Raw genomic sequence first — 20,089 nt, forward strand, 5'->3', positions numbered from 1 at the left:
GTAGGGAAAAACATGGACAAGAGGAGACATCGCGATGATCAGAGTTGAGGGTTTAAGCAAATCCGTTGGAGCGGACCGGGTTCCGGTTCTGCGGGATATACGATTCGATATGCAACAGGGAGAAATGATTGGTGTAGTGGGCTCAAGTGGCAGCGGAAAAAGCATGCTGCTTAAATGTCTTGCTATGATGGAAAAATGGGACAGTGGTCGATTTACGGTGGACGGCGCCGAGATTATAAAAGAAGGTTGGTCTGGAAAACGGAAAATTAAACGGGAATGGGCATACTTGGAACAGAATCCGCAATTGTATCCGAGACGTACAGCTTTGAAAAATGTATTGATCGGTCGTTCTGGTCAAACTCCTCTATGGAGAATGGTAACAGGTATGGTTCGTTCCGATGATTATATGGGTGCGATGGATTATCTGGAAGGGCTCGGATTGCTGGATAAAGCACACCAGACGGCAGAGAAACTCAGCGGTGGCGAGAAGCAGCGTGTTGCGATTGCCCGAGCGTTGGCGCATGGCGCCAAAGTTGTTTTGGCGGATGAACCTGTCATCGGACTTGATCCTCATACCGCAGATACGGTGCTGGAAACACTGCGCAAATTGTGCGAAGAGGAACGGGCTACCGTAATTGCAGTATTGCCGATTGAGATGGCAGAGAAACATGCGACCCGCATCTGGGGTCTTGCGGAAGGCAAGATTGCTTTTGATATACGTGGACGTCGGTTGACACAGCAAGAAAAAAATATGATTTAAACTATTGAAAAGAGTGATGAATTTGCTTAATTCACGGTGGGGGCGCCTGTTAGCGGGGGGAGCGGCTATGATTGTACTCGGCTCCGTTCTTAGCGGATGCACTGTCCTCAGTGATCCCAAGCTTTTGATGAAACAACCCATGATGTCAATGGACAAGGAGAGGCTTCTCACAATTGTACAGAAGGAACAGCCTCCTGAAAGCCAATTAATTCGTCCCAAAGACTTGAACAATACAAGCATGATACGGGTGGCAGATTTAGATGGGGATGGAACCCGAGAGGCTATTGTTTTCTACGAAACTCCGAGTGAAAATGTGCGGATTCATGGCATGCTTCTCGAAGAGCAGGGTGATACCTGGGTGAAAAAACTTACTTTTGATGTTCCGGGAAATACCTTACAATCGTTTAAACTGCTGGACATCACGAACGATGGCAATCCTGATATTGTTCTTGGAGTGAGCCTTGAAGCACAGAAAGCTTTAATGGCATATTCCTACAAAGGAGGAGCTCTTGAACAGGTGATGGGCGGAGTACCGTATAATGAGTTGATTATTGATGATTTACAAGGAAATCCTTTGGATCTTAACGGGGACAAAAAAAATGATTTTGCTATCGTTTCCCTCAACACCAGCGGATTTGCCTCCATTGCCCTATATCAATATGATGATGGCAGTTTCAAGGAAGTGGACCGTATACAGACGGACTATACAGTAAAAGAATTTTATAATGCACTTGGTGGTCAAATTGCCAAAGATAAAGTGGGCTTCGTATTGGATGCCGAATTGGACGACCGAAGTACTTTTACACAGATTGTTTATGTAAAAGACAACAAATTGGTGTATGCATTCAATTCCCCTGATCAAACCTATAGAGATGACAAAATTTTAAGCGGTGATTTTAATAATGATGGTATTATTGAATTTGGATTGAAGGAAACACCCAGAGGCTGGGAACATTACGTATTTGATGCTCGAATGTGGTTCTATACTTTCTATCAATGGAATGGTAAGGATGGCAAAGATTTTGTATCCTTCCAATATCGTGATGATGCGAATGCATTCCATCTTAACCTGAAAACGGATTGGTACGGAAAAGTTACAATTGATACCAAATCGGAAAAGGGAAAATATATTCGTTTCAAAATGATTGATACGGATGAAACGGTGGGTGAAATTAAATATTTCACACTTACGCAATGGGAACAGGACAAAGGTAAAGGGTGGAAAGAAATTACCAAATCGAATGATCGAGTGATTGCTTATCGTGGCGCACAATCTGCGAATAACGATGGTGGATTACTGGACAATATGTCGCATCTGAACAGAAAGGAAGAACTTAATGAGTAAAGTACTTATTCTTGAGGATGAAGAATCCATCCGCAGTTTTATTGTTATTAATTTGAAGAGAAACGGGTTCGAAGTGCTCGAAGCGGGAGACGGACATGAAGCGCTTCGTATTCTGCAATCCGTACCAGATATTGACTTGGCTTTGCTAGATGTTATGGTTCCTGGAATTGACGGGTTTGAAGTGTGTCGACGAATTCGTGAAACGAATGAACGTCTGGGTATTATTTTCCTGACAGCCAAAGTGCAGGAGCAGGACAAGGTATATGCGCTATCCGTTGGAGCAGACGATCATGTAAGTAAGCCGTTTAGTCCAACCGAGCTGATTGCACGTATACAATCTTTGCTGCGCCGGGTCAATGTTCACCGGGAGACGGCAGCAAAGGTAACGTTCCAATCAGGGCCGTTCTCGCTAGATCTGATCTCCAAACAATTTAAAAAACAAAATGAATTAATTGAGTTAACACCAACCGAATTTTCCTTGATTCAATTTTTCTTGGAAAAAGAAAACACACCGCTTAGTCGAGATGTGCTGCTGGATCACGTGTGGGGCAAAGAGTATATGGGTGATCCCAAAATCGTCGACGTAAACATTCGCCGCTTGCGCCAGAAAATTGAGAACAATCCTTCCGAACCTGAATACCTGCAGACTGTATGGGGTCACGGGTACAAATGGAAGGGCCGGGATCAATGATCAAAAAAGGCATTACACGGCAGATCGTACTACATTACTTCATTGTAGTTTTTCTGGCTCTGCTGTTGGTGGAATTCGTATTTTTGATTGCAGTACAAAGGTATTATTACGAGAGTATTTATAATACGATTAATCAGCAGATTACATCAACGAACGATTTTAAAGAAACGTTATCTCGTACGGATGAGGCTAATAATTTATCGTATTTGCTCGCTAATTTACAATTGGGTAGTACCGAGCTGCAAATCCTTGATATGGATGGCCGAGTCTTGGCTAGTTCAACTGCTTTTGAGTCCGAGCATGCCGTTCTTCAAACGAGCGATATATCACAGGCCATGAACGGAAGCATTGGCCGTTGGGTGGGAAGACAACCCCTTACGGGTGAGCAAGTCATGGCGGTATCCCACAAGTTAGATTTGGGTGGCGAAAATACTTATATTGTGAGGTACCTCACCTCGTTGGATATGGTTAATTCCAAGCTTCTGGTTATGGGGCTGCTTGCGGTTGCTGTAGGTGTGGCTGTACTAGTCATTGTTTTAATTATCAGTATCGGAATGGCGAATTCAATTGTGCGACCGCTCAATAACATTACAGCTGTTTCAGCTCAAATGGCCAGGGGACGTCTGGATGTTAGAGTTAAAGGGAATTACAAGCACGAGCTTGGTGAACTGGCATCTACATTGAATTTCATGGCACATGAGATTGTACGCAGTAACCAGATTAAAGACGATTTTATTTCATCTATTTCGCATGAATTGCGGACACCTCTGACCAGTATCAAAGGCTGGAGCGAAACCTTGGATTCTGGCGGATACGATCCCGATGAGACGAGAATTGGAATGAGTATTATCTCCAAAGAAACCGAGCGATTGATCGGTCTTGTTGAAGAAATGCTCGATTTCTCCAAATTGCAGCAAAATCAGATGAAGCTTGTAAAAGGCTCGGTCAGCATTCGAGAAATTGTTCAGGAAACGATGTTGAACGTTTGGGCCAAAGCGGAGCAAAAGCAAGTACATCTCAAGCTGGACACGGATGAGACGCGTGCGTTTAACGTATTTGGAGACGGCAATAGGCTGAAACAAGTTTTTCTTAATCTGGTTGACAACGCAATTAAATTTTCTCATGAAAATTCGTGGATTTTCCTTTCTGTTAAAGAAGAGAAGGGGCAGATCATAGCTGCTGTTCAGGATACCGGTATCGGAATTAGTGAAGAACATCTCATCAAAGTACGTGACCGGTTCTTCCAAGTGAATCACCAAAACGGGGGAACAGGGCTGGGTCTAGCCATTACGCAGGAACTTGTAGAACTGCATGAAGGCACGATCACGATTCAAAGTGAGCTTGGTTCGGGAACCACGGTTACCGTTTCTTTGCCAGCATTGCCTGAGGAAGAGGTTGTAACAGGTGAAGTTCCTAAGCATAACAGTGACTCTGAAGAACTGCAGGAGACACAAGCCAAGGAGTCAAACACCGATAAGGAAGAAACATAATCTCTAATTGCAAAGTTAAGGCAACGTATATTGTATTTTTTGAAATAACGTTTGGATTTAATGCACCAAAAAGGCGAGCCATATATGGCTCGCCTTTTCTTTATGCTTATGAAGAAAGTTCACCAGCGCGCAGACGCCCACTTTTTTCATAAACATCTTTCAGCATGCGTACAGGTTGTGTGCGTACAGCCGGTTTGGCGGAGACAATCTCATTTGGTCCGACAACCACGATTTCATCCGCCGTACCTTTGACAATGGCACCGTCTTTAATAATGGCACCTTCGCCAATGATGGCGCGTTCGATGTGAACACCGCGACCTACCCGTGCATTTGGCATAATCACGCTGTCTTTAACTTCAGAACCTTTACCAACTTCGGCTCCGCAGAAAATAACAGAACGTTCAGCCCGGCCATCAATGGAGCAGGATTCATGGATCATGGAGTGCAGGAGCTCAGCACGTGTATTACGTGATTTGTATGCACTTGGTTTAGTTCTCCAGTCACGAGTAAACATCGGCCAGTCTTCTTTTTGCAGGCTCCAGTCTTCATCGTTATGAAGCAGATCCATGTGCGCATCCCATAAACTCTTCACGGTACCCACGTCTTTCCAATAACCATTGAAGTTATATACGAAGAGAGGGGTATTCTCATTCAACATTTGAGGAATCACATCTTTACCGAAGTCATGGCTGGATTCCGGATTAGCGGCATCTTCGAGCAAGTGGCGCTTCAGGTATTCCCATTTGAACATGTAAATGCCCATGGAAGCCAAATTACTTTTCGGTTCGGCCGGTTTCTCGGCAAACTCGGTAACTCTCAGATTCTCATCCGCTGCCATAATGCCGAAGCGATGGGCTTCCTCCCAAGGAACCTCCATAACGGAGATCGTCGCTACCGCTTCATTCGCTGTATGAGCTTCCAGCATTTCACGATAATTCATATGATAGATATGGTCACCCGACAAAATTAGAACATTTTCGGGGTTTTGTTGGTCAATATAGTCAATATTTTTATAAATAGCATCCGCGGTTCCCAAGTATTCGTCATTTCCTGTATGATAAGATGGAAGTAAGGAAATTCCTGCCTCACTTGAAGTACCATGTCCCCAAGGTTCTCCTCCACCAATGTGATCATGTAATGAATCAGCTTGATACTGCGTCAGAACACCTACAGTGTCGATGCCTGAGTTTACGCAGTTGCTGAGAGGAAAATCGATAATCCGGTAGTGCCCGCCAAACGGTACAGCGGGTTTTGCGATACTTGAGGTTAAAGGGGCTAATCGCTTCCCTTCTCCTCCCGCCAACAGCATAGCGATGCAATCTTTATTAAACATAATCGTTTCCCTCCCAAGATATTTGTCCAGTGTAGTACATACATAAACGCAATGCGGAGCTATTGAAACGATGTATACTGTAAAAATCCTGAAAAATTACAACATTTTTTTACACACCGCATTTTTCTTTTCAACTTGGCTAGAATGGGGTAATGGTTAATGTTATATCTATTTTCTGGAGAAGAAGGTGATCTCTTGGCCATTCAACCGTTAACAAACCCGGAAATTTCGCCGGAGCACATTTATTTGTTTCATGAAGGAAACCTTCATCACAGTTATCGAATAATGGGCGCACAGCCTGCGATCGAAGATCATCGTCAGGGGTATCGTTTTACCGTGTGGGCTCCGAATGCCACAGAAGTAGGCCTGGCTTTAGACCGTAATGGATGGAAAGGTGAACAGGAACCTTTATATAAGATACCCGATTCTGGATTTTGGAGTCGTTTTATTCCGGAAATCAGTGAAGGAACATTATACAAATTCCGTATATTAACGGAAGAAGGTACCGAATTGCTTAAAGCTGACCCCTATGCTTACCAGGCCGAAGTTCGTCCGCGTACGGCCTCTGTCACCAGCTCCATCGAAGGTTACAAATGGAATGATGGCGCATGGAGACGTAAACAACGAGGCGTATATAACAAACCTCTACATATTTATGAAATGCATGCTGGAACCTGGAAACGGAAAGAGGACGGCACACTCTACAGTTATCGTGAACTTGCGGACTTGCTTGTTCCTTATTTATTGGAAATGAAATATACCCATGTTGAGATGATGCCACTAAGTGAACATCCTTACGACCTTTCGTGGGGGTATCAAAACACAGGATTTTTTGCGCCAACCAGCCGTTACGGGCAGCCTAAAGATCTGATGTATCTAGTTGATACTCTACATGAGGCAGGAATAGGCGTTTTGCTCGATTGGGTCCCCGCACATTTTGCGAAGGATGCTCATGGCTTGCGTATGTTCGATGGATCGCCCTTGTATGAATATGCAGATCCACTGTTAGCAGAGAGACCAGGCTGGGGCACACTCAGTTTTGACTACTCTAAACCCGAGATTCGTTCGTTTTTGATCTCTAATGCGTTGTATTGGATGGAGATGTTCCATTTCGACGGACTTCGGGTCGACGCGGTAACCAGTATGCTTAAGTTGGATTTCGAAAAGCAGCCAGGACAATACCGAACGAATAACGAAGGTGGCCTGGAAAACAAGGAAGCTGTTGCTTTTTTGCAGCAGTTGAATGAAACGATCTTCAAGTACTTTCCCTATGCTCTGATGATGGCAGAAGAATCCAGTGCATGGCCGATGGTTACTTCGCCAGTAGATCAGGGTGGGTTAGGGTTCAACTACAAATGGAACATGGGTTGGATGAACGATACACTTGAATACATGGAATCGGATTTTCACGAACGTCCTTCCAAACATCATTTGCTGACATTCCCAGTCGTATACTCCTTTGCTGAAAATTACGTGCTTCCTCTGTCTCATGACGAGGTCGTTCATGGCAAAAAGTCGCTCCTAGACAAGATGCCAGGAACATACGAGCAGAAGTTTGCCGGCATGCGTGCCTTCATGGGGTACTTTATGACATTCCCAGGCAAAAAACTGCTGTTTATGGGTGGAGAATTCGGCCAGTTTATCGAATGGAAAGATGAAGATGAACTGGACTGGTTTTTGCTGAACTATGACAGTCACCGTAAACTCCACAAGTTTGAACGGGATCTGTCCGAGCTATACTTGGGCGAAAAAGCTTTGTGGGAGCTTGATCATTCCTTTGACGGTTATGAATGGATCACTCCGGATGATCAGGACCAAAGTGTCATTTCATATGTTCGCAAAGGAAAAAAATCTGCGGATACACTCCTTGTGCTCATTAACTTTCAGCCAGTCAAGCGGGAGCGTTACCGGATTGGTGTCATGCGTCCCGGTATGTATACCGAAGTACTGAACAGTGATCATTCCGATTACGGCGGATCAGGCATTATCAATGATATGCAGCTTACTACAGAAAAGATTCCTTTTCATGGGCAACCACATAGTCTGGAAGTTATTTTGCCACCGCTAAGTGTAGTTATTTTAAAAAAGAACACACGTCGGAAAACGGATGCACTGCCCCTTGAAGTTCAATCCGTCAGAGCAAAAGCCAGTACCACTAAAACCAGTAAAACAAAAGAAAGCACTACAGTTAAACCCAAAAGGAGGACGAAGGCATGAATATTCTATTTGCTGCTGCTGAAGTACATCCATTTATCAAAACAGGAGGCCTTGCTGACGTCATCGGCGCATTACCACAGGCACTAAAGAAGAGTGGGGCAGATGTTCGTGTCATTTTACCCAAATACAAGGGCATCCCGGATGAGTATAAAGAGGCGATGGAGCCTGTGATCACGACAGATGTTCCTCTTGGTTGGCGCAGACCTTATTGTGGAATAGAGATGCTGGTTCATGACGGGATTCCTGTCTACTTTGTAGACAATGAATACTATTTTGGACGGGATGGCGTGTATGGGTATATGGATGACGGGGAGCGTTTTGCCTTCTTCAATCGTGCTGTTCTTGAGGTGTTGCCTCAAATTCAATTCAAGCCGGATGTGCTGCACAGTCACGATTGGCACGCGGGTATGATTCCTTTACTACTGGAAGCTCACTTTGCTCATGATCCCTTTTATAGTGAGATGAAAACCGTTTTTACGATACATAACCTGTTATATCAAGGTGTGTTTCCACATGATTTATTCAGTGATTTGCTTGAGCTGGATGATAGGTATTTCACGGTGGACGGAGCAGAATATTATGGCAATGTCAATTTCCTGAAAGCAGGAGTCGTTTTTGCGGATCATGTAACAACCGTCAGCCCTACCTACGCCAAGGAAGTACAAACCTCTTACTATGGCTATGGTCTGGATGGATTGCTCAGTTCATTGGGCGATCGTTTCAGTGGGATTGTCAACGGTATTGACACGAAGAGTTACAACCCGGCAGCGGACAATAAAATTGCGGTTAAATACAGAACCAGCCTGTCCAAGAAAATCGAGAACAAGATCGAGCTGCAAAAGGAATTAGGATTGCCTGTACGTCCGGATGTTCCACTTATGGTGATGGTTACAAGACTTGTGGATTCCAAAGGTTTGGATCTGGTATGTCGTGTATTGGATGAATTATTGTATTATGACGACATTCAATTCGCAGTATTGGGTACCGGGGATCCGGCTTATGAGCACTGGTTCCGTGAGGCAGCTAATCGTTATCCGCTGAAAATGTCTGCTCAGATTACCTTCAATGATGGGTTATCCCGCCGTTTTTATGCCGGCAGTGATCTGTTCTTGATGCCATCACGGTTTGAGCCATGTGGCATTAGCCAGTTGCTTGCACTCCGTTATGGCAGTGTACCACTTGTCCGGGAAACAGGGGGTCTGAACGATACAGTGCAGGCATACAATGAATTCAGCGGTGAGGGGAATGGATTCTCTTTCACCAGCTTTAACGCCCATGATATGATGAACACCATTCGACGTGCTGAAGAATTTTACCGTCAGCCAGGGCACTGGAAAAAGATCGTGAAAAATGCAATGAGCGGAGATTACAGCTGGAACGTCTCAGCTGAAGAGTATATGGATATTTATCGCCGCATAACGCTTGAATCTGTGAAATAGAATTGCACAAATGAGCCGCAGTATATTCGTACTGTGGCTTTTTTGTACGATCATAAGGAGGAGGCGAATTTAAAATGAACAACTACATTAATTTTACCTCTACTTACAATCCTAATTTGCAGGCTTTAAGCAGTGCCGACGGGTATAATGCCGTCAAAATGAATGAAATGTTTGGCCAGATCATGGGGAATATCGCCGCTATGCAATCCACGCTGACAGGCAGCTTTATAAATGTGAGGAGTTTTGCTCCCGGAGATGGAAGCGATCAGACAGCCCAGATCAAAGCTTTTTTTGACTCAGCACAAGAAGGTGATGTTTTATTATTTACGCCAGGGCACTATAAAGTTATCAAGGCGGGCTGGTTCTATACGTTTAGTGGAAGATCTGTCATCATCAAGGCGTTGCCAGGAGCAATATTGGAGGTTTCGGATCAGGGAATCCGAATTGAAGGAAGCAATCATGTAGAGATTAGTGGCGTGACTTTGGTTCGTACGACTCAAGCAGCTTGGAGTAAAAACAAGACAGGTTTATACATCGAGAATTCAAGCAATGTATTGTTGCAAAATAACGATATTAGTAAATTTACCGATGGCATTGGAGTCAATGGTTCCAGCAGTCAAGACAATCCCGCCCGAAATGTCGTGATAAGAAACAATAAACTTCATCACTTGGGAGAAGAACCGATTGCAGTTCGGAGTCATTTGGTTTTTGTGGTGATTCGTGAGAATGACTGTTACCGATATCTTGGGGATGGCATTCTGGTCAAGGGAACATGGCATGTTTCGATCACCGATAACTTTCTGCACACTCCTGTATTATCCAGTGATCCAGATTATGCTGCTTTTTCAGGCGGACAACAAGTGAGTAATATGCCTTCAGTAGGCGGCGGGATTACCTGTAACAATGAGGGTGGCGAGACTGGAGCCAAAAATCTGCATATACATGGAAACAGCCTGAATGGAACAGCATTTGGCGTGGGGCTTATCGGTTTCGAAGGTGCCTTTGTAACCTCCAATGTCTTTAAGGATATCCAAATCACTTCTGTCATTTCGGTATCTTTCTTTCCCTCCCGATACAATCCCAACGGTCTGAGCAACCATTTGTTTGTAATCCAGGGCAACCTGATCGACACCATTTTAAGACCAAGTGCTACTGCTGCCATTGAAGCTAAAACCAGTACAGGTGCAGAAGGCATGTACATCGGAATTATATCTGACAACATCATCATTCCAAGAGGAAAACACTGGGGAATTGTCGCGGATGGTCATATTATCGTAAAAGGTAATTACATTGCCCAAGCGGGCATAGCCATGGATATTGCCAATGGAGTGATTGCATCGAGCAACATCATTGAGCCCGGCTTTGAGACGACCAATCCTGACCGAATGGTCAGTTTGCATAATGATTGTACCTTATCTCATAATTCAGTTGCAGGAAAAGGTACATGTATACAATTACGTGGCTCGAACAATATCATAACTGGAAATCGTTTGAAATATGAGGGGACATGGTGGGCAGTGCATCTGGATATTGTTAATAATACGGTGGAGGGAAACATCATAAGAGATAACATGCTGATGGTTGCGGCAAGTGCGACGGGACGTTATCTCTTTGGCGCAAGTCCTTTTACAAATGGGAAAAACGTAGTGGTTGATCTGGTTAAAGATAATAATGGAACGTTAGTTCAATTAGTAAATGAAATTGTCATGCTTGGTCCGAATTCTACACGATGGAGAATAACTATAGATGCAAAAGGGGATTTAAAAACGACGAAGTTATAGCTTTAGTTCAGCTTTTCGTTAGAAAACTCCTGAAGTATCCGATGATCATTAAAGGGTCATTCAATATTTCAGGAGTTTTCTGGAAATTAGTTAACTCGGTTCCAATTGTCTATACAAAATACGGTATCCGTAAGGATCAAGTTTAATATTCATCATTCCATTGGTGGGAACAACAGCATCTTCGGTTAGTGCATCCTTCCAGTCCTTGGTTTCCATCGGATGTGACAGGGTACGTTCTTGCGGAGTATTGTTCATCCACACTGTGAAGTGAAGAGTGTCATCCATACGTTCATAAATGATGCATGGATCATTGTGATCGGCCTTCAAAAAACGGAAGCGACCTTTGCGCAGAGCTTCATTACTTTTTCGCAAATCAATCATCAGGCGGTAGAAGTCATAAAGCTCCTGATCTTGCTTGGCAGGATCCCATTGCATGCATTTACGGCAATCCGGGTCACTTTCACCGCGTATACCAACCTCATCCCCATAGAATATACAGGGTGTACCAATATAAGTGAAAAGAAACACAACCGACAATTTTAATCTGCGTTTGTCTTCTCCAGCCCGAGTAAGCAGACGTGGGGTATCATGACTGCACAGCATGTTAAAGATGACTTCATTCGTCTGTTGTGGGTAACGCATAATGAGTGATCCCATCTCGTTAGCGAAGTTATAACCATCCATCGAACCACAGAAGAACTCAAGCACCTTGTCAGCAAAAGGGTAGTTCATTACGGAATCAAATTGATCTCCCATAAGCCAGGTCAGGGAATCACTCCATACTTCGCCTACAATATAGGCTTCCGGATTGGCGGTTTTGACCACTTTGCGGAAATCGCGCCAAAAATGGTTATCCACTTCATTCGCAACATCGAGTCGCCAACCGTCGAGTTTAATCTCCTTGATCCAGTATTCAGCCACATCAAGCAAATAGTCTTTTACTTCTGGATTGGCGGTGTTGAACTTGGGCATATTGCCATAAAACCCAAAGGTATCGTAGGTTGGTATACCATCCATGATCTGCACCGGATATTCATTGATATGAAACCAGTCTGCATATTTGGAGTTTTTTCCATTCTTCAGGACATCCTGAAAAGGAGGGAAGTCTTCGCTGCAATGGTTAAAAACCGCATCTAGCATGACACGGATTCCGCGGCGATGACATTGTTCTGCTACTTTTTTGAGCATTTCATTATCCCCGAAATGAGGGTCTACTTTTTTATAATCAACGGTATCGTATTTATGGTAGGAGTTTGCTTGGAACAGCGGGGTAAAGTAAATGGCATTAACACCGAGTTTAGTCAGATCGTCCAGGTGATTGAGCACACCTTGCAGGTCTCCGCCAAAGTAGTTATCCAGTTCAGGTCGGCCACCCCATTCCTGGGTTCCTTCAGGGTTCAGGTCGGGATTGCCATTAGCAAACCTTTCCGTCATGATTTGGTAGAACACGGCTTCTTTGGCCCATTCGGGAACCTTAAATACATCAATTTCATGAATGTAGGAAAATTCATAATATCCTCCTGTAGGGTACGGGGGAGCATAATGAATTCCGTTATCAGCCAGATATATATTTTCGGTACCGGCGGTAATACGGAAGATGTAAGTCAGACGCTTAAATTTGGGCTTAACTGCCGTTTCCCAATAATCAAACATACTGTCAGAAGCCGCTTTCTCCAATTGAATTTCCTTATAGGTTCCATTCCAATCGTATTTATCACCAGTCAGTGCAGTCACATATTGTACATCGTCTCTCTTCGTTCGTACACGCAGGTGAATCGTCGAGGGATTATAAGCATAAGCCCATTTATCGCGGGGAACGTGGTACATCGCTTCGAGCAGCATGACAACACCTCCTGAACTTAAGATAAAGTTATAGCTATAAATAACCAAGTTAGACAGCATGTGAACCATAAGTGCAGCCGCTAAATGTAAAAATTTCAACATTTTTCAACGTTTTCTTTTCACAGCATTTCCAGCTTGTGTCCGTATATACGTATTTATGATAACAAAAAGGGCGCTCCTTAAGACCCAAAATGCAGTCCTGCAGAACACCCTACTGTTAATACGCAGCATTTTGCGAAAAACTTAGCGACTTGCTTGCTTAAATTCTGTTTGAATGGTTTGCAGCAATTCAGGCTGTGTAAGAACATCATAAGCAGTTGCAGCAAGTGCCTTGGCTCCAAGGATCATACCATCCAGGGCCCGTTCCTGAAGCGCCAGATCACGGAATTCAATGGAATGAAGCGTATGAACTTCGTCCACAACACGGATATAAGGATGGATCGCAGGACAACGCAAGGACACGTTACCAATATCCATAGAACCATGGTCGTTACCACTCACGAGCTCCTCTTGAGAAATGCCGAGTTCAAGCAGATTAGCACTAAAAGCAGCAGATAATGATTCATTCGTGACCATCTCATCATAGGAAGTCTCATAATTAGATGTAACAAGCCGGCATCCGGTTTGCAGAGCAGAACCTTCCGCGATCTGAATTACGCGTTGAGTGAGAATATTCAACTCTTTTCTCGTCGAGGCACGTACATAGAATTGGGCTGAAGCATAGTCAGGAATGATATTGGCTGCCTGTCCTCCGCTATTGATAACACCGTGAATACGAACCGTGCTTTTCACTTGTTGTCGGAACGCATTAATGCCATTAAATGTCTGGATCACCGCATCCAGAGCATTAATGCCTTCATGTGGACTTGCAGCAGCATGTGAAGATTTCCCATGGAATTCAAATTGTACGGCATCAATAGCCAGGGAGCTTCCAGATTTCTCATAGGCGTAGTAAGGGTGAGCCATTAGCGCGACATCACAGTCATCAAATAACCCTGCTTCAGCCATAGGAACTTTAGCGCCACGCGTTTCTTCCGCTGGTGTACCGAATACTTTTAATGTTCCGCCCACTTCATCCAGTATGGACTTCAGACCTACCGCAGCTCCGAGGCTCATCATGCAGATTAGATGGTGTCCACAAGCATGACCGATTTCCGGAAGTGCGTCGTATTCACATAACAGGGCAATAGTCGGACCTGGTTTGGATGCAGCATACGTACCGATGAATGCGGTGTCTATGCCAAGAACAGGAGCTTCTACGGAAAAACCGTGGTAGTCAAGTTCTTCTTTTAACCGAGCAGAGGCAAGGTATTCTTCGTTACCAAGTTCCGGATTGGCACCAATGTATGATGAAATCTCTTTAAAACGGGAAGCATATTGATCAATTACAGTTAAAATTTGTGTTTTGGTGTGTGTCATGGTGGACTCCTTAAGCAAAAATGAAAATAATTCAATAATTATATCATAGTTGCGGTTATTTTTCAGAAACTAGTCAGGATTTGTAATGTCGAAATGCATTGCATAATCATGCATTCTACTTTATAATGACTCAGGCATCAACAACAGAAAGCATACAAAGTATTATAAGGGGAGAACAGGGTTGAAATTGATTAGTCGTTACACCATGATGCTGCTAGCTCTTGTGGTCTTGCTAACTACGGTTGCACCTGTTGCGTCGGCAGCGGGAACTACAGGCAATTCAGGCAGTAAAAAGCTGGTGCTCGGTACAAGTGCCGATTTTGCACCATATGAATTCCATAAAGTGATTGATGGTAAAGACCAAATAGTCGGATTTGATATTTCGATTGCTAAAGAAATTGCTGCCGATTTAGGCGCAGAGCTTGTAATAGAGGATATGGGTTTTGACGGACTTCTTCCTGCGTTACAGAGTGGTCGTGTGGATATGGTCATCTCGGGAATGACGCCAACGGATGATCGTAGACAAAGCATTGACTTCTCCGATACCTATTATAAATCAAAGCAAGTCATCATGATTCGCAATGCGGATAAAGATAAATATCCAACCATGGCTGATCTGGAAAATGAAAAGATTGGAGTTCAAAAAGGCTCCATTCAGGAAACGATTGGCCAGGGAATCCCAGGCGCAAAACTGACAGCACTTGATAAAATATCTGATATCGTGCTGCAATTGCAGACCAATCGTGTAAATGCTGCGATCGTTGAAGATACGGTGGCTGCCGGTTATCTGGATGATGTGATTGGATTAGCTCCAGCTATTCCAGATGAAGAGCAGGCCGAAGCGGCAATCGGGATTCGTAAGGGCAATACGGAATTGCTGAATGCAGTGAACGGAACGCTCGAGCGTCTGAAAAGCGAAAATAAAATCGATCAGTTGGTTACCGAGGCAAGCCAGTTGATGGCAGACAAGGTGAAAAAAGATCAAAACATTTTTCAAGTGTTCTGGGAGTACAAAAGCTTTTACGCAACAGGTGTAGGTTACACCCTCTTACTGTCTGCACTCGGTGTAATATTCGGGGTAATTATCGGTTTGATCATCTGTCTGTTACGTCTGCATGACGTTTCAATTCTGCGTTGGATCGGAACAGCTTACGTTGAAGTTATTCGTGGTACACCAATGCTGGTTCAGTTGATGATTATCTATTACGGGCTTGCCTTGACGTTTGGTATTACATTTTCGCCGCTTCAGGCGGGGATTATCACACTATCCATTAATAGTGGTGCCTATCTTGCTGAAATTTTCCGCGCAGGTATACAGGGTGTGGATCGAGGCCAACTGGAAGCAGCTCGGTCCCTGGGAATGGGCAGAGGTGCGGCAATGCGCTTCATCGTGCTCCCACAAGCGTTCAAAGCGGTGTTGCCAGCGATCGGTAATGAGTTCGTGACCATTATCAAGGAATCCTCCATCATCTCGGTTATTGGTATGGTGGACATTATGTATCAGGCAAGTGTAGTCAAAAACATTACGTACCAAGGAATGAATCCATTCCTGATTGCAGCGGCCATTTACTTTGTGCTGACGTTCATTTTGTCCAAGCTGCTGGGTCGACTGGAAAGGAAGTTGAGTGCAAGTGATAGACGTTAGACAATTACACAAATCATATGGAAATAACGATGTGCTCAAGGGCATTAACGTAACAATTGGTAAAGGCGAGGTTGTCGTGGTCATCGGTCCGTCCGGATCGGGGAAAAGTACCTTTTTGCGTTGTCTGAACTTATTGGAGCAGCCTACTTCCGGTGAGATTGACTTTGAGGGAGTTTCGATCACTGACCCTAAACACAACATTAATGCAACTCGTGAAAAAATGGGGATGGTTTTCCAGCATTTCAATCTGTTCCCGCACAAAACGGTGCAGCAGAACATTACGATTGCTCCCATTAAAGTGAAAAAACAATCTGCACAGAAAGCGGAACAAATCTGCGCAGATTTGCTCAAGACGGTTGGCCTGTCTGACAAAAAAGACGCTTATCCAAATCAGCTGTCCGGTGGACAGAAACAACGGATCGCTATTGCAAGAGCGCTTGCGATGCAGCCGCATGTCATGCTGTTTGACGAGCCTACTTCAGCACTGGACCCTGAAATGGTCGGTGAAGTACTGGATGTCATGAAGCGGCTTGCAGAGGGCGGCATGACTATGGTTATTGTAACGCATGAGATGGGCTTCGCACGCGAAGTAGGGGACCGCATCCTGTTCATGGATGGTGGGGTTATTGTAGAAGAAGGAACACCTGCTGAAGTGTTTGGTGAGCCTAAGCATGCACGTACACGTGACTTCCTTGCTAAAGTGCTCTAATCCATCCAAGTCATCATTAGGATGAATTGGATGAAAATGCAAAATATATACTGTGGATGAGAATTCTTATTCCCTCATAGATCCCTGTCGGCGACCTGTCGGCAGGGATTGTTTTGTGCGTGTGAATACGCACGGATTTACATAAAAAGTAACGTTTCTGTCATCAACGATATAAGCTCAAATAGACATTTTTTTGAAAAAGTCGCTTGAATTCAGCAAAAATATTGAAGTGAATTAGCCAGATGGTAACATTTACTACGACTCTTGGTTACAAAGTTGTGATATATTTGTTCCTGCCGAAACTTCCGGAGTTGGGAGTGTGGGGGATGTAACGATGCAGAGTGTGCTTGGGGAAGAATCATTTGCACACGGCTTGGGGTGAATTAGGGCTACATAAATTATGAATGTAATTGAACCTATAGGGTGGTTTCCTCCATCCGAATCCGACAACTAACTTCGCAGGCATAATGAGGGAGGAAGACCATGATTAACAAGAAACGTATAGCCAAAACAGCAACAGCTTTGCTGACAGCAGCAATGCTCATTCAGGCCGTTCCGGCTCATGCTGATTCAGTTCATGTGGCCAAAGAGGGGGATACCTTCTACACCTTATCCAAACAATATGGAGTTGGACTTAACGCTCTTATTAAAGCTAACAATGACATTTCAGCTTACAACATTTATGGTGGTTTGAAAATTACGATCCCTGGTAAAACAACGAACACTGCTTCTGCTGCAGCAGCTAAAACGGAGGCCAAAACGGTAACTGCCGCAAGCCTTGACGTTAATGCAGATAGTAAAGTTGTACAAGCCTGGGGTAAAACGTTTGATTACAGCAAAGCTGTCGACGTCAAAGCAACAGCATACTCCGCAGACGCTTCCGAAAATGGAGGATGGGGTGCTGTGGATTACTTCGGTAATCCGCTTGAATTGGGTACCATTGCAGTAGACCCGAGTATCATTCCATTGGGTACAAAGGTACTGGTGACAGGTCATACACATCCCGGACTGCCAAAACAGGCATTTGTCGCAACGGCTCGTGATGTGGGTAGTGCCATTAAAGGTCACAAGATCGATATCTTTATTCCTGGCAGCAAGCAATCCGTGAGCACATTTGGTATTCAGGATGTTGAACTTTACATTTTGAAATAAAATCAAAGCGTAGCTGCACATCATCATATGTGACTCCAACTAAATCTAAATTAAACAATAAAGGGTGTTCTCCAATCACGATAATGTGAATGAAGGACACCCTTTTGAATATCCGACTGCCGTATTCTAAACCTATTTACCCTTTGGCAGTTCCAGCATTTCGTCCAAAGTCACCAGCTCGTACCCGCGGTTTCGCAATTCCTCGATAACTTCAGGCAACGCCTCGATGGTACCACTCAGCTTCGATCCGACACCGCCTCCTGCATGTTGCAGAACAATGGAACCTGGTTTAACGGCCGACAGGATGTTTTGTTTGACTTCCTCTTTGGAGAGGCCCTTCCAGTCCAGGGAATCGACGTTCCAATTCACAATGCTGTAATGTTGTTTGGCCGCCCATTGCAGCTGTTGCTCATTAATGTCGCCATAAGGTGGACGAATCATTTTGGGAGTGTAGCCCGCCAGATTCCGAATAATATCCCCGGTATGTAAGATTTGTTTGCGAAATGCATTCATGGACAGCTTACTGAACTCCGGGTGATTGTAGCTGTGATTGCCAACAATATGCCCTTCCTTTACCATGCGTTTCACTAAATCCGGATGTTTCTCAGCGCGATGTCCCACAATGAAAAACGTAGCCCGCACCTTGTATTTTTTTAGAATATCCAACACCTGCGGGGTGAACCGTGGATCAGGTACGTCATCAAAAGTCAGTGCGACCTTTTTTGTCGAGGGGCCATTTGTTTTGAATGTATCCGCATATTTCTGTCTGAGCTGTCCCAGCGTCAGCTGCTCCTCTTCGGAAGAATCAGACTTCGAAGCAGGTTCGGTTTGCGGGCTTGAAGAAGCCCATAACTGAGCAGGAGCGTAACTTCCTCCCAGAAGAATGACCATGATGGATAACATGATGAGGCGTACACGCATGTTAGTGCCTCCTTTTCCCAAATTGCGTTCTCTTTGGTATGCCCGGGGCCATCCGTATTTATGCATAATGTGAGATGTTTCATTGCTGATTTATTAAATCGGAGCCATAATTCCACCATATATAAATATAAAAGGACAGGTGGATCAGGATGAGTACATACGACTTAAATTCCGTTCGTTTACAGGTGATTGAGGCAGGGGAAGACAAGGTGTTTATGGTAACTGGAGGCAGATCACATATTGGAGCAGTAGCGACATTTTATCCGGACCGTGAGCGGGTAAGCGGGGCTACGATGCATATTCCGGGGCATAAAGAGCAAGAGCTGTGTGAAAGGCTCGCACGTAATGCTGCCCTACATTTAAAAGTAACCGTGACCGTGATTATGGGGATTCACTTTGATGCAATTACGCGCATGCAGATTGATGAGATTGTGCAGACTGCAGAGAAGCTGCTTGATGAAGAGCTGTGCCAAACTAGTCAACTGATTCAATAGTTCGATGTACGCTAAGTAGGCTAAAATCGTTTTTTATGATTTTTTTTGTTAAAATTGAAACGAGTAGAACATTGCCACGTATGTATGTTTATATACAAGGATGAACTATCGACTAGGAGGAATACCATAATGTCCATTTTCAAACGATTGCGCGATTTAACGATGTCTAACATTAACTCTATTATTGACAAGGCAGAAGATCCGATCAAGATGACGGATCAATATATCCGAGATATGCAGGAAGATCTGGAAGATGCGGAGAAAGCTGTTGCTGCACAGATCGCTATTGAGAAGAAATTCAAGCAGCTGTTCGAAGAACAGGAAGCTCTCGTGAAGAAACGTGAGGAGCAAGCACATACAGCAGCGCGTGCACAGAATATGGATTTGGCTCGTCGGGCACTGGAAGAGAAAAAAGTGGCTGAAGAGAAGATGGCTGAATACAAAACAAGCTATGATCAAAACAAGGCTTCTGCCGATAACCTTCGTGGCAAGCTGGAAGAAATGCGCAAACAATTGACCCAAATGAAAAATAAACGTGAAACATTGGTTGCGCGCTACAACGCTGCAAAAGCTCAAACCGAAATCAACAAGGCGCTGAACGGATTTGGCTCCGATACTGCAAGTGCCGGCATGAAGCGTATGGAAGAAAAAATGATGCAGATGGAAGCTCAGGCTGAAGCCAGCAATGAGATGTCGTCCAAAGGAAAATCGCTGGATGATGAGTTCGAGAAGCTGGGCAAGGATCAGGCTGTTGAGGATGAACTGGCAGCATTGATGAAGCAATACGAAAATAAGAACTAAACCTTGTAAGCAAGCAGGGGCACCAGCGGAGGAGAGACCAGCGTTTCTCC

The 20,089-nt window shown here is 44.3% G+C and carries 16 protein-coding genes and 1 riboswitch; of the genes, 12 read left to right on the forward strand and 4 right to left on the reverse strand.

Annotated features, from left to right (window positions below):
• Window positions 1–34 precede the first annotated feature (34 nt).
• The 4 genes from gpAD87_RS07420 (at window position 35) to gpAD87_RS07435 (ending at window position 4,286) form a co-directional block, all read left to right on the forward strand.
• Window positions 35–760, forward strand: coding sequence for a phosphonate ABC transporter ATP-binding protein (locus gpAD87_RS07420; RefSeq protein ID WP_024634002.1), 726 nt, complete (start codon window positions 35–37; stop codon window positions 758–760).
• Between the two features lie 67 nt (window positions 761–827).
• A complete protein-coding gene (locus tag gpAD87_RS07425; RefSeq protein WP_064637175.1) occupies window positions 828–2,105 on the forward strand; it encodes a hypothetical protein in 1,278 nt (425 codons plus the stop codon).
• On the forward strand, window positions 2,098–2,796 hold the full coding sequence (locus gpAD87_RS07430) for a response regulator transcription factor (RefSeq protein WP_063562821.1): 699 nt from the start codon (window positions 2,098–2,100) through the stop codon (window positions 2,794–2,796). Before gpAD87_RS07425 ends, gpAD87_RS07430 begins: the two co-directional genes overlap by 8 nt.
• Complete coding sequence (locus gpAD87_RS07435; protein ID WP_064637177.1) at window positions 2,793–4,286, forward strand: sensor histidine kinase; 1,494 nt, start codon at window positions 2,793–2,795, stop codon at window positions 4,284–4,286. Before gpAD87_RS07430 ends, gpAD87_RS07435 begins: the two co-directional genes overlap by 4 nt.
• Window positions 4,287–4,392: 106 nt before the next feature.
• On the opposite strand, the gene gpAD87_RS07440 is transcribed toward gpAD87_RS07435, so the two are convergent.
• Window positions 4,393–5,619, reverse strand: coding sequence for a glucose-1-phosphate adenylyltransferase (locus gpAD87_RS07440; RefSeq protein WP_064637178.1), 1,227 nt, complete (start codon window positions 5,617–5,619; stop codon window positions 4,393–4,395).
• Between the two features lie 159 nt (window positions 5,620–5,778).
• Between gpAD87_RS07440 and glgB the strand changes: the two genes are divergently transcribed.
• The 3 genes from glgB (at window position 5,779) to gpAD87_RS07455 (ending at window position 11,056) form a co-directional block, all read left to right on the forward strand.
• On the forward strand, window positions 5,779–7,836 hold the full coding sequence (glgB, locus tag gpAD87_RS07445) for a 1,4-alpha-glucan branching protein GlgB (protein ID WP_269453494.1): 2,058 nt from the start codon (window positions 5,779–5,781) through the stop codon (window positions 7,834–7,836).
• A complete protein-coding gene (glgA, locus tag gpAD87_RS07450) occupies window positions 7,833–9,275 on the forward strand; it encodes a glycogen synthase GlgA (protein WP_064637180.1) in 1,443 nt (480 codons plus the stop codon). The genes glgB and glgA overlap by 4 nt, the downstream gene beginning before the upstream one ends.
• Before the next feature lie 74 nt (window positions 9,276–9,349).
• On the forward strand, window positions 9,350–11,056 hold the full coding sequence (locus tag gpAD87_RS07455; protein ID WP_064637182.1) for a right-handed parallel beta-helix repeat-containing protein: 1,707 nt from the start codon (window positions 9,350–9,352) through the stop codon (window positions 11,054–11,056).
• Between the two features lie 90 nt (window positions 11,057–11,146).
• Here gpAD87_RS07455 and gpAD87_RS07460 read toward each other — a convergent pair whose 3' ends face one another.
• Both gpAD87_RS07460 and gpAD87_RS07465 read right to left on the reverse strand, forming a co-directional pair.
• Entirely contained in the window at window positions 11,147–12,898 is a 1,752-nt protein-coding gene (locus tag gpAD87_RS07460) for an alpha-glycosidase (protein WP_064637184.1), read from the reverse strand.
• A gap of 243 nt (window positions 12,899–13,141) precedes the next feature.
• The gene (locus gpAD87_RS07465) at window positions 13,142–14,317 is read right to left on the reverse strand and encodes a M20 family metallopeptidase (RefSeq protein ID WP_064637186.1); all 1,176 of its coding nucleotides are present in this window, start codon (window positions 14,315–14,317) and stop codon (window positions 13,142–13,144) included.
• Window positions 14,318–14,498: 181 nt separating this feature from the next.
• On the opposite strand from gpAD87_RS07465, the gene gpAD87_RS07470 reads away from it, so the two are divergent.
• The 3 genes from gpAD87_RS07470 (at window position 14,499) to gpAD87_RS07480 (ending at window position 17,823) form a co-directional block, all read left to right on the forward strand.
• The gene (locus gpAD87_RS07470) at window positions 14,499–15,962 is read left to right on the forward strand and encodes an ABC transporter substrate-binding protein/permease (protein WP_064637188.1); all 1,464 of its coding nucleotides are present in this window, start codon (window positions 14,499–14,501) and stop codon (window positions 15,960–15,962) included.
• Window positions 15,949–16,671, forward strand: coding sequence for an amino acid ABC transporter ATP-binding protein (locus gpAD87_RS07475; protein ID WP_064637190.1), 723 nt, complete (start codon window positions 15,949–15,951; stop codon window positions 16,669–16,671). Before gpAD87_RS07470 ends, gpAD87_RS07475 begins: the two co-directional genes overlap by 14 nt.
• A 284-nt stretch (window positions 16,672–16,955) precedes the next feature.
• A riboswitch (cyclic di-AMP (ydaO/yuaA leader) is annotated at window positions 16,956–17,152 on the forward strand.
• Window positions 17,153–17,154: 2 nt separating this feature from the next.
• Complete coding sequence (locus gpAD87_RS07480; RefSeq protein ID WP_063562812.1) at window positions 17,155–17,823, forward strand: 3D domain-containing protein; 669 nt, start codon at window positions 17,155–17,157, stop codon at window positions 17,821–17,823.
• A 132-nt stretch (window positions 17,824–17,955) separates the two neighbouring features.
• Here the strand turns inward: gpAD87_RS07480 and gpAD87_RS07485 are convergent, their stop codons facing one another.
• On the reverse strand, window positions 17,956–18,744 hold the full coding sequence (locus gpAD87_RS07485; RefSeq protein ID WP_064637192.1) for a polysaccharide deacetylase family protein: 789 nt from the start codon (window positions 18,742–18,744) through the stop codon (window positions 17,956–17,958).
• Between the two features lie 149 nt (window positions 18,745–18,893).
• Here gpAD87_RS07485 and gpAD87_RS07490 point away from each other — a divergent pair, with 149 nt between their 5' ends.
• Window positions 18,894–19,238 carry a prenylated flavin chaperone LpdD gene (locus gpAD87_RS07490; protein WP_064637194.1) on the forward strand — a complete coding sequence of 115 codons (345 nt, stop codon included), beginning with the start codon at window positions 18,894–18,896 and terminating at the stop codon, window positions 19,236–19,238.
• A gap of 129 nt (window positions 19,239–19,367) precedes the next feature.
• Entirely contained in the window at window positions 19,368–20,039 is a 672-nt protein-coding gene (locus gpAD87_RS07495; protein WP_064637196.1) for a PspA/IM30 family protein, read from the forward strand.
• Window positions 20,040–20,089 lie beyond the last annotated feature (50 nt).

Origin of the sequence: Paenibacillus sp. AD87 (genome assembly GCF_001659845.1) — a bacterium.
GTDB lineage: Bacteria > Bacillota > Bacilli > Paenibacillales > Paenibacillaceae > Paenibacillus > Paenibacillus marchantiae.

What these genes read in the sequence shown, in the direction of transcription:
- gpAD87_RS07435 (WP_064637177.1), top strand. Translation starts at nt 2,793, where the DNA reads ATGATCAAAAAAGGCATTACACGGCAGATCGTACTACATTACTTCATT.
- glgA (WP_064637180.1), top strand. Translation starts at nt 7,833, where the DNA reads ATGAATATTCTATTTGCTGCTGCTGAAGTACATCCATTTATCAAAACA.
- gpAD87_RS07440 (WP_064637178.1), bottom strand. Translation starts at nt 5,619, where the DNA reads ATGTTTAATAAAGATTGCATCGCTATGCTGTTGGCGGGAGGAGAAGGG.
- gpAD87_RS07460 (WP_064637184.1), bottom strand. Translation starts at nt 12,898, where the DNA reads ATGCTGCTCGAAGCGATGTACCACGTTCCCCGCGATAAATGGGCTTAT.
- gpAD87_RS07485 (WP_064637192.1), bottom strand. Translation starts at nt 18,744, where the DNA reads ATGCGTGTACGCCTCATCATGTTATCCATCATGGTCATTCTTCTGGGA.
- gpAD87_RS07490 (WP_064637194.1), top strand. Translation starts at nt 18,894, where the DNA reads ATGAGTACATACGACTTAAATTCCGTTCGTTTACAGGTGATTGAGGCA.
- gpAD87_RS07420 (WP_024634002.1), top strand. Translation starts at nt 35, where the DNA reads ATGATCAGAGTTGAGGGTTTAAGCAAATCCGTTGGAGCGGACCGGGTT.
- glgB (WP_269453494.1), top strand. Translation starts at nt 5,779, where the DNA reads ATGTTATATCTATTTTCTGGAGAAGAAGGTGATCTCTTGGCCATTCAA.
- gpAD87_RS07465 (WP_064637186.1), bottom strand. Translation starts at nt 14,317, where the DNA reads ATGACACACACCAAAACACAAATTTTAACTGTAATTGATCAATATGCT.
- gpAD87_RS07425 (WP_064637175.1), top strand. Translation starts at nt 828, where the DNA reads ATGATTGTACTCGGCTCCGTTCTTAGCGGATGCACTGTCCTCAGTGAT.
- gpAD87_RS07480 (WP_063562812.1), top strand. Translation starts at nt 17,155, where the DNA reads ATGATTAACAAGAAACGTATAGCCAAAACAGCAACAGCTTTGCTGACA.
- gpAD87_RS07495 (WP_064637196.1), top strand. Translation starts at nt 19,368, where the DNA reads ATGTCCATTTTCAAACGATTGCGCGATTTAACGATGTCTAACATTAAC.
- gpAD87_RS07430 (WP_063562821.1), top strand. Translation starts at nt 2,098, where the DNA reads ATGAGTAAAGTACTTATTCTTGAGGATGAAGAATCCATCCGCAGTTTT.
- gpAD87_RS07455 (WP_064637182.1), top strand. Translation starts at nt 9,350, where the DNA reads ATGAACAACTACATTAATTTTACCTCTACTTACAATCCTAATTTGCAG.